General features: G+C 69.2%; 11 protein-coding genes. 10 read left to right on the forward strand and 1 reads right to left on the reverse strand.

The genetic code is table 11. The annotated features are described in order from the left end of the window. The first annotated feature begins 71 nt into the window (after positions 1-71). From ACFPOE_RS00145 to ACFPOE_RS00190, 10 genes are read left to right on the forward strand one after another with little or no spacing between them, the layout of a single operon-like run. Positions 72-1526, forward strand: a complete 1455-nt coding sequence (locus ACFPOE_RS00145) for an FAD-dependent oxidoreductase (protein ID WP_376847966.1) — start codon at positions 72-74, stop codon at positions 1524-1526. Then, positions 1507-2343 (forward strand): IclR family transcriptional regulator, encoded by an 837-nt coding sequence (locus tag ACFPOE_RS00150; RefSeq protein ID WP_376847967.1) that lies wholly within the window; start codon positions 1507-1509, stop codon positions 2341-2343. Before ACFPOE_RS00145 ends, ACFPOE_RS00150 begins: the two co-directional genes overlap by 20 nt. Positions 2344-2357: 14 nt before the next feature. Further along, positions 2358-3650: an aconitase X gene (locus tag ACFPOE_RS00155; protein WP_376847968.1), complete on the forward strand. Its 1293-nt coding sequence runs from the start codon at positions 2358-2360 to the stop codon at positions 3648-3650. Beyond that, positions 3647-4090 (forward strand): aconitase X swivel domain-containing protein, encoded by a 444-nt coding sequence (locus ACFPOE_RS00160; protein WP_376847969.1) that lies wholly within the window; start codon positions 3647-3649, stop codon positions 4088-4090. Before ACFPOE_RS00155 ends, ACFPOE_RS00160 begins: the two co-directional genes overlap by 4 nt. Further along, positions 4087-5772, forward strand: a complete 1686-nt coding sequence (ilvD, locus tag ACFPOE_RS00165) for a dihydroxy-acid dehydratase (protein WP_376847970.1) — start codon at positions 4087-4089, stop codon at positions 5770-5772. Before ACFPOE_RS00160 ends, ilvD begins: the two co-directional genes overlap by 4 nt. A gap of 29 nt (positions 5773-5801) precedes the next feature. Continuing rightward, on the forward strand, positions 5802-6938 hold the full coding sequence (locus ACFPOE_RS00170; RefSeq protein ID WP_376847971.1) for a porin: 1137 nt from the start codon (positions 5802-5804) through the stop codon (positions 6936-6938). A gap of 11 nt (positions 6939-6949) precedes the next feature. Beyond that, complete coding sequence (locus ACFPOE_RS00175; RefSeq protein WP_376847972.1) at positions 6950-7915, forward strand: Bug family tripartite tricarboxylate transporter substrate binding protein; 966 nt, start codon at positions 6950-6952, stop codon at positions 7913-7915. Positions 7916-7920: 5 nt separating this feature from the next. Then, complete coding sequence (locus ACFPOE_RS00180) at positions 7921-8805, forward strand: TauD/TfdA dioxygenase family protein (protein WP_376847973.1); 885 nt, start codon at positions 7921-7923, stop codon at positions 8803-8805. Between the two features lie 33 nt (positions 8806-8838). Beyond that, positions 8839-9816 (forward strand): tripartite tricarboxylate transporter substrate binding protein, encoded by a 978-nt coding sequence (locus tag ACFPOE_RS00185; RefSeq protein WP_376847974.1) that lies wholly within the window; start codon positions 8839-8841, stop codon positions 9814-9816. Between the two features lie 25 nt (positions 9817-9841). After that, positions 9842-10717, forward strand: a complete 876-nt coding sequence (locus tag ACFPOE_RS00190) for a TauD/TfdA dioxygenase family protein (RefSeq protein WP_376847975.1) — start codon at positions 9842-9844, stop codon at positions 10715-10717. On the opposite strand, the gene ACFPOE_RS00195 is transcribed toward ACFPOE_RS00190, so the two are convergent. Then, a complete protein-coding gene (locus ACFPOE_RS00195; protein ID WP_376847976.1) occupies positions 10698-12020 on the reverse strand; it encodes a hypothetical protein in 1323 nt (440 codons plus the stop codon). The two genes, ACFPOE_RS00190 and ACFPOE_RS00195, sit on opposite strands and share 20 nt — an antisense overlap. Positions 12021-12040: the final 20 nt, after the last annotated feature.

Consider the following 12040-nt stretch of genomic DNA (forward strand, 5'->3'; position numbering starts at 1 on the left):
CAGGGCTATTTATTGACTTTATGGACAACTCGTCCAAAATACGACCCTCGCCAGCCACCAAGAAGCCGAGCATGAAAACCGTCCAGCGTACCGACGAGCGCATCCTGTCGTCCGACATCTTCGACCGCGACAACAAGGTGCAGCGGCCCGACCACGGCCAGTGGGCCGAGCCCGGCCGCGAGATCCCCATCTACCACCGCTGCCAGGTGCTGGTGGTGGGCGGCGGTCCTTCGGGCACCGCCGCCGCTGCCGCCGCCGCGAAGCAGGGCGCCGACGTCGCGCTGCTGGAGCGCTACAACCACCTGGGCGGTCTATCGACGGGCGGGCTGGTGATCTGGATCGACCGCATGACCGACTGGGAAGGCAAGCTGGTGATCCGCGGCTTCGCCGAAGAACTGTTCGACCGCCTGCCGCAGGACGCGATCGCCGGCCCGGTGCGCGAAGACTGGGGCTCGCAGGATCCGGCCAAGGCGGCGCACTGGTCGCAGCGCACCGCCGCTTACCACGGCGTCGTCACCTGGTCGCCCACCATCGATCCGGAACGCCTCAAGCTGCTGTCGCAGGAAATCGTGCTGGAGCGCAAGGTCAAGCTGATCTACCACTCCTGGGCCGCGGTCCCGATCGTCGAAGGCGGCAAGGTCAAGGGCGTGGTGTTCGAGAGCAAGGAAGGCCGCATGGCCATCATGGCCGACGTGGTGGTGGATGCCACCGGCGACGGCGACCTGTTCGCCCGCGCCGGCGCCGCCTTCGTCAACGACATCGAGGAGGCGGACGTGCACCATTGCATGAACACCTCCTGGCTGTTCGGCGGCGTCGACATGACCAGGTGGATCGCCTTCAAGGCCGGCCAGCCCGAGCAGTTCAGCGCCTTCATGGCCAGGGGCCGCGAGGAATGCGGCCTGTTCGAGCGGCCTTTCGTCTCCTGGCGCAACGACGTGGCGCTGTTCATGGGGCCGCGGCAATCGGGCTATTCGGCGCTGGACGTCGACGACCTCACCGCGGTGGAAGTGCGCTCGCACCGCGCGATGGCCGCCCACCTGGATTTCTTCAAGGCGCATGCGCCCGGCTTCGAGGACGCCTTCCTGATGCTGAGCGCGCCGCAGATCGGCGTGCGCCATGCGCGGCGCCTGACCGGCGTCGGCGCGGTGCTGCGCAGCCAGTGGCCGGTCGGCCTGCCGCTGCCGGACGAGATCGGCGTGTCGCCGGCCGTGTCGCCCAAGTTCCCCAACATCTCCATTCCCTACGGCGCGCTGGTGCCGGAGCAGCTCGACGGCCTGCTGGCCTGCGGGCGCCACATCTCCTGCGACCGCAACTCGCACGGCTTCATGCGCGAGATCCCGCAATGCTGGATCACCGGCCAGGCCGCCGGCGTCGCGGCGGCCCTGGCGGCGCAGGGCGGCATCGATGCACGCGACGTTGACATCGCGCAACTGCAGGCAGCCTTGCTGGCGCAGGGCGTCTACCTGCGGCCGGGCGCACCGGCGGCCGCCGCCACGCAAGCAGTCCATGCAAGCGTCGCAGCCTGAACCCGCGGCCGAAGCGGCCGAGGCGCGCTCGGACACGGTGAGCGCGCTGGAGCGCGGCATCTCGGTGCTGCGCTGCTTCAGCCAGGACAAGCCGGTGCTGGGCTACGCCGACATCGCCAAGATGACCGGCATCCCGCGCCCCACGGTCAACCGCCTGGTGGCGACGCTCGCCGCCACCGGCATGCTCAAGCCGGCGGCATCGTCGGACCGCTTCACGCTCGGCCCGGCCGTGATCTCGCTGGCGCGGGTGTTCCTGGTCAGCCTGGACGTGCGCGCCGTGGCCCGGCCCAAGATGATGGCGATGGCCGAGGACCTGGGCTGCTCGGTCTACCTGGCGGTGCGCGACGGCATGGAGATGGTGCTGATCGAGGCCTGCCGCCCCAACTCCTCGATCCTGTCGCCGCGGCTGGACGTCGGCTCGCGCGCGCCGCTGCCCACGTCGGCGCTGGGGCGCGCCTACCTGGCGGCGCTCGACGACGGCAAGCGCGCCCAGCTGGTCGACTCGCTGCGGCTGATGCGCGGGCCGGAATGGGACCGGGTCGGCCCCGGCATGCAGCGCGCCATCGACGAGGCGCAGCGCCTGGGCTACTGCCTGTCGCTGGGCGAGTTCCACCACGAGATCAACTCGGTGTCGGTGCCGCTGGTCGGCCCCGGCGACGAGATCATGGCGCTGAACTGCGGCGGCGCCGCCTTCATGTTCACCGAGCAGCGGCTGCGCGAGGAGTTCGCGCCGCGGCTGATGGCGATCGCACGCGACATCGCGCACGACATCGGCGGCCACGTGCCGGCCACGCGCGCGCAGCAGGCCACCGCCTGAGACAAGGACCCGAGATGCAACTGACCGACCACGAAAAAGCAATGCGCGACGGCGACGAAGGCGAGGCCACCGCCAAGGCGATGGACCTGCTGGTGCGCTACGGCGAGGCGCTGGGCGCCGAACGCCTGGTGGAGACGCACAACGTCTGCGCCACCATCACGGCGACCACTCCCTTCCAGCGCGACATCGCGCTCAAGGGCGGCGGCATGGACGCGGTGTTCTCCGAGTTCAGCCTGGACAGCCAGCAGGTGGTGAAGATCCCGAAGTTCAAGACCTTCACCAGCCACCTTCAGCTCGGGTTCGATCCGAACCAGCCGGAGAAATTCGGGCTGTCGGAAGAGACGGTCACGTTCTACAACAAGAGCGAGAAGCATGCCGCCGGCCTGGGCGCGCAGATCATGAACACCTGCACGCCCTACCAGGTGGGCAACATCCCGACCCGCGGCGAGCACTGCGCGTGGATGGAATCGTCGGCCGTCGTCTATTGCAACTCGGTGCTGGGCGGCCGCACCAACACCGAGGGCCGCGAGAGCTGCGGCGCCGCGATGCTGACCGGCCGCATCCCGGACTGGGGCTACCACCGCGACGAGCCGCGCCGCGCCAGCCACATCATCGAGCTGGACATCGAGGTGGAGTCGGTGCAGGACTGGGGCCTGCTCGGCTACTTCATGGGCGACCTGGTGCAGGAGCGCGTGCCCGTCGTCAACAGCCGGCACGGCATCAGGAAGGTGCCCAACCTGCCGCGGCTGAAGCATTTCGGCGCCGCCGCGTCGTCGTCGGGCGGCGTGGAGATGTACCACATCGTCGGCGTCACGCCGGAGGCGCTGACGCTGGAGCAGGCGCTCGGGGGCAACAAGCCCGTCGAAGTGTTCCGCTACGGCGAGGCCGAGCGCCGCGCCACCTACGAGAAGATCAACGCCACCGGCAAGGACGCCGAGATCCAGTACGTGATGCTGGGCTGTCCGCACTACACCATCGAGCAGATCTGGGAGGCGGCGCAGCTGATCGAGGGCCGCAAGGTGCACCCGAACTGCGAGCTGTGGATCTTCACGCCGCGCGCCATCAAGTCGCTGGCCGACCGCAACGGCTACACCGAGATCATCGAGAAGGCCGGCGGCATCATCATGTCGGACAGCTGTTCCGCGATGAGCCGCGCCGTGCCCAAGGGGACGAAGACCGTGGCGCTGGACTCCGCCAAGCAGGCCCACTACCTGCCCGCCATCCTGGGCGTGGACGCCTGGTTCGGCAGCACCGCGCAATGCATCGATGCCGCCTGCACCGGCCGCTGGAACGGAGGCTACGCATGAATGCAAGAGAACAAGTGATCACGCTGCACGGACGCAAGGTCGTGCCGGGAGTGGCCGAGGGCGAGGCCATGGTGACCAACGACCGCATCTCCGGCTGGGGCGGCGTGGACCCGCGCACCGGCACCATCATCGAGACCCGGCACGAGCTGCGCGGCCAGAGCTTCGCCGGCAAGGTGCTGGTGTTCCCGGGCGCCAAGGGCTCCTCGGGCTGGTCCGCCACCTTCCACATGGCGCGCCTGTCGGGCGCGGCGCCGGCGGCCTTCCTGTTCAACGAGATGACCACCAAGATGGCGCTCGGCGCCGTGGTGACCCATGCGCCGTCGATGACCGAATTCGACCGCGACCCGCTGACCTGCATCGAGACCGGCGACTGGGTCAAGGTGGACGCCGACCGCGGCATCGTCGAAATCACCAAGAAGAAAGACCGGGCCCCGTCATGAAGCGGCAACTGCGCAGCAATTTCCCCCGCGGCTCCTATCTCTGGTCGGTGCGCAACGCGCACTGGCAGGCGCTGGGCATTCCGGAAGCGGACTGCGAGAAGCCCAAGATCGCCATTGTCAACAGCTCGTCGGAGCTGGCGGCCTGCTTCAGCCACCTGGACGGCGTGGCCAAGGTCTTGAAGGAAGCGATCCGCGCGGCAGGAGCGGTGCCGTTCGAGATCCGCACCGCGGCCCCCAGCGACTTCATCACCGGCGCCGGCGCCCGCGGCGCCTACATGCTGGGCGCGCGCGACCTGGTGACCAACGACATCGAAGTGGCCGTGGAAGGCGCGCAGCTGGACGGCATGATCTGCCTGACCTCCTGCGACAAGACCGTGCCCGGCCAGCTGATGGCGGCCGCCCGCCTGAACATCCCGACGCTGATGGTGCCCTGCGGCTACCAGGCCAGCGGCGAGTTCCGCGGCAAGCACGTGGACATCGAGGACGTGTTCGTCAGCGCCATGCACGCCGTCACCGGCAACATGCCGGTGGAGGAACTGGTCGGCATGAGCCGCGAGGCGATCCGCAGCCCGGGCGTCTGCTCGGGCCTGGGCACGGCCAATTCGATGCACATCGTCTGCGAAGCGCTGGGCATGGCCCTGCCGGGCAGCGCGCCGGTGGCGGCGCTGAGCCCCAAGATGATGGACGACGTGCGTGCCGCCGGCGCGCGCATCGTGCAGATGGTGTGGGACGACCTCAAGCCGCGCGAGATCCTCAAGCCCGGCGCCTTCGCCAACGCGGTGCGCTGCATCCTGGCGGTCGGCGGGTCGCTCAACTGCGTCAAGCACCTGCAGGCCGTCGCCACCGAGGGCGAGGTCGACGTCGACGTCTACGGCCTGTTCGAGACGCTGGGCCCGGCGACGCCGGTGCTGGCCGGCATCCGGCCGATCGGCGAGCACACCATCGAAGCCTTCGAGGCAGCCGGCGCGGCGCGCGCCCTGATGAAGCAGCTGGAATCGCTGCTGGACACCGGCATGCTCACCGTCACCGGCAAGACCGTCGCCGACAACCTGCGCGGCGTGGCGGTCGCCAACGCCGACGTGATCCGGCCGATCTCGCGCCCGGTCGCGCCGAATCCCGCCATCGTGCTGCTGCGCGGCAACCTGGCGCCCGAGTCGGGCCTGACCAAGACCGGCATCGTGGAGCGCAAGCAGCGCAGCTTCACCGGCCCGGCGATCTGCTTCTGGACCAGCGAAGACGCCATCGCGGCGCTCAAGAACGGCACGATCAAGCCCGGCCACGTGCTGGTGATGCGCGGCGCCGGCGTGCGCGGCGGACCGGCGATGGGCGGCGGCGCCTCGCGCGTGGTGTTCGCCGTGGACGGCGCCGGCCTGGGCGACAAGATCGCGATCCTGACCGACGGCCATCTCTCCGGCCTGGTCTGCAAGGGCCTGGTGGTGGCCGAACTGTCGCCCGAAGCCGCCACCGGCGGTCCGCTGGCCCTGGTGCAGGACGGCGACTCGATCACCATCGACCTGGACACCCGCCGCATCGACGCGGCGCTGACCGACGACCAGTGGCAGCAGCGGCGCGCCGCCTGGCAGCCGCCGGCGCCGGCCCATAACGTCGGCTGGCTGCAGCAGTACCGCCGCAATGTCGGCCCCTTGTCCGAAGGCGCGGTGCTCGTTCGCACCGGCCAGTAAAGCTTTATCAACCCGAGGAGACAGAGTCAATGAAGAATGTGTTCGTGTTGTCGGCCATCGCGCTGGCATGTGGCGGTGCCATGGCCCAATCCAGCGTCACGCTGTCCGGCATCGTCGATGTCAACGTCCAGCGCTTCGACTCCGGCAGCGTCGGCAAGGCGACCATGGTCGGCAACGGTGGCCTGTCCACCAGCCGGCTGGTCTTTCGCGGGACCGAGGACCTCGGCGGCGGCCTCTACGCCGGCTTCTGGCTGGAAGGCAGCATCAACCCGGACACCGGTGAAGGCCGCAACTCGAACCTGAACAACCAGCCCAGCGGCGCCGTCGCCGGAACGGCCGGCACGGTCGGCTTCAAGTTCGACCGCCAGTCCTACGTCAGCCTGGGCACCAAGTCGCTGGGCGAACTGCGGATGGGCCACGACTTCATCCCGACCCACTGGAACAGCATCTACTTCGACCCGTTCAACGCCAACGGCGTCGCGCGCGCCGGCAACCTCACCTTCGCCGGCGTCACCACGGCTCCCCTGCCCAGCGCCATCACCGCCAGCAACTCGGTCAGCTACTGGCTGCCGGCCAACCTGGGCGGTGTCTACGGCCTGGTGATGGTCGCGGCCGGCGAGAACAGCAGCAACGCCGCCAATGCGCACGACGGCAACCTCGCGGGCTTCCGCCTGGGTTACGCCGCCGGCCCGTTCGACGTCGCCGTCGCCATGACGCGCACCAGGAACACGGCTTCGGCGACCATCGGCGACTACACCCACGCCAACGTCGGCGGCACCTACAACGCGGGCTTTGCGAAATTCTTCGCCCTGTACAACACGGTGAAGGTCAAGCTGTCCACCGGCGACCTGCGCAAGGACACGATGGAGGTCGGCGCCCACATTCCGGTCGGCCCGGCCGGCCGCATCCGCCTGAGCTACGCCGTGCTGGACGACCGCAGCGCCGCCGCCCTGACCAACGCCAACGGCAGCGCCCGCAGCAGCAACGACGTGCGCCAGTGGGGCATCGGCTACGTCCACGACCTGTCCAAGCGCACCGCTCTGTACGGCACCTATGCCAGCATGAGCAACCGGGGCCAGGCGGCCTACGCGCTCAGCGGCGGCCGCGCGCCCCTGCCCGGCGAGAAGACCACCGGCCTCGAGGTCGGCATCCGCCACAGCTTCTGAGGAGAGAGACCATGAAGTACCTCAAACGCCTGCTTGCGATCGCCGCGTGCGCGGTGCTGCCGCTGGCTGCACATGCGCAGGCGCCGTTCCCCTCCAAGCCTGTCACCATCATCGTGCCGAACGCGCCGGGAGGCGCCGTCGACATCCTGGCGCGGCTGCTCGAAAGGCAGCTGTCGGAGCTGTGGAAGCAGCCGGTGCTGGTGGTCTACAAGGCCGGTGCCGGCACCGTGATCGGCACCGACTTCGTGGCCAAGGCGGCGCCGGACGGCCACACCATCGGCCTGGTCGTCACCTCGCACGTGATCAATCCCAGCCTGCGCAAGAACATGCCGTTCGACACGCTCAAGGACCTGGCGGGCGTCTCGCTGCTGGCGACCTCGCCGATCGTGCTGACCGCCTCCAACAAGGTGCCGGCCAACAACCTCAAGGAACTGATCGCGCTGGCCAAGGAGCGGCCGGGCAAGCTGACCTATGCCTCGCCCGGCAGCGGCAGCTCGATGCACCTGGGCGCCGAACTGCTCAAGACCACGGCCGACATCGACATGCTGCACGCGCCCTACAAGGGCTCGGGCGGCGCCTATCCGGACGTGATCTCGGGCCGGGTCGACCTGCTGGTCGACCCGCTGTTCTCCTCGCTGCCGCACATCAAGGCGGGCCTGCTCAAGCCGATCGCGATCATGAGCCCGAAGCGCTCGCCGATCGCACCGAACGTGCCGACCTTCGCCGAGACCCTGCCGGGCTTCAGCGTGGAGAGCGTGTTCGGCGCGGTGGTCGCCAGCGCCACGCCGCGCGACGTGATCAACCGGATCAGCGCCGACATGAACAAGGTGATCCATTCCGAAGAGACCCGCAAGCGGATGGCCGACATCGGCCTGACGCCGGTGGGCGACACGCCGGAACAGTTCGACGCCTTCATCCGCGCCGAGATCCCGAAGTGGGCCAAGGTCGTGAAGGCCTCCGGCGCAACCGCGGACTGAGGACCATGCTGGCGCAGTTCGACAACCCGGGCAAGTTCCGCCGCATCGAGGTGCGGCCGCTCAACGGGACCATCGGCGCCGAGATCCGCGGCGTCGACCTGTCGCAGCCCCTGCCCGATGAGACCTGGGACGAGGTGCGGCAGGCCTTCGCCGACTACCTGGTGGTCTACTTCCCCGGCCAGCCGATCACGCACGAGCAGCACATGGCCTTCAGCCGCCGCTTCGGCGCGCTGATGCGCCTGCCGCAGCTGCACAGCGTGGAAGGTTTCGACGAGCTGCAGATCATCCGGCGCGACGCCGACGACACCGGCCGCGTGGTCGGCGAGAACTGGCATGCCGACAGCACCTACTACGAGTGCCCGCCGCTGGCGGTCGTCATGCGCGCGGTGACGGTGCCGGAGTTCGGCGGCGACACCGGCTTCCTGAACATGGTCGCCGCCTACGAGGCGCTGTCGCCCAAGCTGCGCTCGGTGCTCGACGGCCTGTCCGCCGTGCACAGCGCCACCCGCATCTACGGGTCGGCCTATCACGCGCAGAACCGCAAGTTTTCCTCGGCCAGCGCCAGGACCGACCTGGACATCGCCGCGGGCGACCGCGAGATGGTCCATCCGCTGGTCTGCACCCATCCCGTGTCCGGCCGCCGCTTCCTGTACCTGAACCAGGTCTATGTGCAGCGCGTCGACGGCATGACGGAAGCGGAGAGCAGGCCGCTGCTGCAGTTCCTGTACGACCATTGCTCGCGCTTCGAACTGAGCTGCCGGGTGCGCTGGGCCAGGGACCAGGTGCTGGTCTGGGACAACCGCGCCGCGATGCACAAGGCCATCCCCGACTACGTCGGCCGGGCCCGCTACATGACGCGCACCACCATCGCCGGGCCCCGCCCCGCGTGATGACGAACGACAAATGACGGAATGACAATCACCATGACGAACGCACCGACCCGCCGCCTCGCACTGGCCGCCCTCGCCTCGCTTCCGCTGCTGGCCTCGGCGCAGGCGCCCACCGAGGCCTGGCCGACCCGGCCGGTGAAGATCATCGTGCCGTTCACGGCCGGCGGCCCGACCGACACCATCGCCCGCCTGCTGGCGCAGCAACTGCAGGAGACCTGGAAGCAGACGGTGCTGGTCGACTACAAGGCCGGCGCGGGCACCACGGTGGGCATGAACGCGGTGGCGAAGGCGCCGGCCGACGGCTACACGCTGGGAATGGCGATCAGCGCCTTCACCATCAATCCCAGCCTGATGCCCAACATGCCCTACGACACGCTCAAGGACCTGGTCGGCGTGTCGCAGGTGGCGCAGGCCCACTTCGGGCTGTTTGCCTATCCGGCGGCGCCCTTCAACACCATGCCGGAGCTGATCGCCTACGCCAAGGCCAATCCCGGCAAGCTCAGTTACGCCACGCCCGGCGCCGGCACCGGCACCCACCTGGCCGGCGAGATGCTCAGCCACATGGCCGGCATCAAGATGGTCCACGTGCCCTACAAGGGCAGCGCACCGGCGCAGCTGGACGTGGTGGGCGGGCGGGTGCCGCTGCTGTTCGACGTGCTGTTTTCTTCCATGCCTTTCGTCAAGGACGGCCGCATGAAGGTGATCGCGCTGTCCAGCCCGGCGCGCGCCGCCGCCAATCCCGAGATCCCGCTGATCCAGGACACGGTGCCCGGCTTCAGCGCGATGAGCTTCATCGGCGTGGTCGCGCCGGCCGGCCTGCCGCCGGCGCTGCTGCGCAAGATCAGCGCCGACATCGCCGCCGCAGTGCGCTCGCACGAGGTGAGCACCCGCATGGCGGCGCTCGGCATGGAGCCGGTGGGCTCGACCTCGGAACAGTACAACGCGTCGATCCGCACCGAGATCGACAAGTGGGCCCGCGTCATCAAGACCTCGGGCATCAAGCTCGAATGACCAACGCACCCGAGAAGGCACAGCCATGACTGCACTCACCCTCAAGCCCCTGCACCCGTTCGCGGCCGAAGCCAGCGGGCTGGACATCTCCAAGCCGCTGGACGCCGCCGGCGTCAAGGCGATCGAAGATGCGATGGACCAGCACGCGGTGCTGGTGTTCCGCAACATGCCGCTGACGCAGGACCAGCAGATTGCCTTCGCCCGATCGCTGGGGCCGCTGGACCTGGGGCTGCGCAAGCTCAAGGGCGGCCCGCACCGCTTCCAGTACGCCGAGCTCGCCGACATCTCCAACGTCAAGGCCGACGGCGAAGTGGCGGACCGCACCCACGCCAAGATCGTCGGCAACGTCGCCAACCAGCTGTGGCACAGCGACAGCTCGTTCCAGCACCCGCGCGCCAAGTACTCGATGCTGTCGGCCGTGGTGGTGCCGCAATTCGGCGGCGACACCGAGTTCGCCGACCTGCGCATGGCCTACGACGCGCTGCCGCAGTGGCTGAAGGACCAGATCGCCGGCCTGAAGGCGGTGCACTACGCGCTGCACTCGCGCTTCATGCTGGGCGACACCAACTACACCGAGGAACAGAAGCAGGCGATCGCGCCGGCGCTGTGGCCGCTGGTGCAGACCGACCCGCGCAGCGGCCGCAAGATCCTGTTCGTCGGCATCCACGCCTGCGAGGTGGAGGGCATGACCACCGCCGAAGGCCGGATGCTGATCATGGACCTGCTGGAACACGCGACCCAGCGCGAATTCGTCTACCGCCACCAGTGGCAGGTCGGCGACCTGGTGATGTGGGACAACACGGCCACCGTGCACCGCGGCCGCTGGTTCGACTTCGGCGAGCGGCGCGAGCTGCGGCGCGCCACCACCGAGGAAGTGACGGCTACGGCAACTGCAGCTTGAGCACCGCGCCGCCGCGCCCGATGTAGAGCGTCTTGTCGCCGCGCAACGCCAGCGCGGTGCAGCTCGGCCGGTCCGCCAGCACGGCGCCCGTAAAGGGTTGGTTTTCCAGGCCGTTGACCCCCACGCCCGCCAGCATGCCCGGGCGGCCGGTGAGCGTGGTGACGGTGCCGTCCCTGGCCACCCGCCGCAGATTGTTGTCGTCGCACAGGTAGAGGTTGCCCGCGCTGTCGGCCACCATCGGCAACTGGAACTGCGGAATGGGAATGCCGGTTCCCGAGAATGTGAAGCGTGCCTGCTGCGCCGGTCCGTCGGCCGTCCCGGCGGTCGAGGCGCCCGCCAGCAGCACGGAGCCGGAGCCAGCCGGGTTCTTCCAGATGCTGTTGTTGGACGCGAAATAGTAGCTGCCGTCGGCGCCGACGGCATGGCCGTAGAACCAGGCCTGTCCTGCCGCGGACGTGTCGATCCCGCTGGCCTGACCGGCCGGCGTGATCCGCGCGCCGTCGACGTACACGTTGCCTGCCGTGTCGACCGCCAGGCTGGCCACAAAGACCCTGCGCTGCACGAATGGAGTCACCACGCCCTGGGCCGAAATCGCGCGCACTTCCTGCCATTGCAGTCCGAAGACCGGCGGAAAACCATTGGCCACGTACAGCGTGCCGGCGCCGTCGATCGCCAGCCCCGCCGGCAGGTTGAATCCGGCGGCGCCGGTGGGATCGCTGACACCTGGCGTCCCGGCGAAGGTGCTCACCATGCCGTCGGTGGAGATCCGGCGCACCACCTGGTTGTAGCTGTCGGTGGCGAAGATGTTGCCGGCCCCGTCCACCGCCAGCCCGGTGACGCCCGCGAAACGGGCGGACGCAGCGGGTCCGTCCAGGAATGCCGGCGTGGGCAGGGCCAAGGTCACCGTGCCCGCGACCAGCGTCAGCGTTCCCGCAGGCTGCACCGACAGCGTCGCCGTGCTGCTGATAACCGTGCCCACGCCGTTGCTCACCTTGGCGGCAAAGCCGGCGCCCTGGTCCGGCAGCAGCGCACTGCCAAGCGTATAGGTGGAACTGCCGGCACCGGCGACGTCGACGCCGTTGCGCTGCCACTGGTAGGACAGCGGTGCGTCGCCGCTCGCGCTCACGCTGAAGGTGGCGCTGCCGCCGGCCGCGACCGACTGGCTGGCAGGCTGCTGGGCGATCGAGGGAGCGAGCGGCGCGGGCGGCGGCGGGGCCGAGCTGCCACCGCCACCACAGGCGACCAACGCCGCCACACCGGCCGCCAGCACTGCGCGTGCAGCATACGAACAGATTCTTGCCATCCGCATGTTCTATCCCGTCG

The organism is Caenimonas terrae, from assembly GCF_042655405.1.
Classification (GTDB): domain Bacteria; phylum Pseudomonadota; class Gammaproteobacteria; order Burkholderiales; family Burkholderiaceae_C; genus Ramlibacter; species Ramlibacter terrae_A.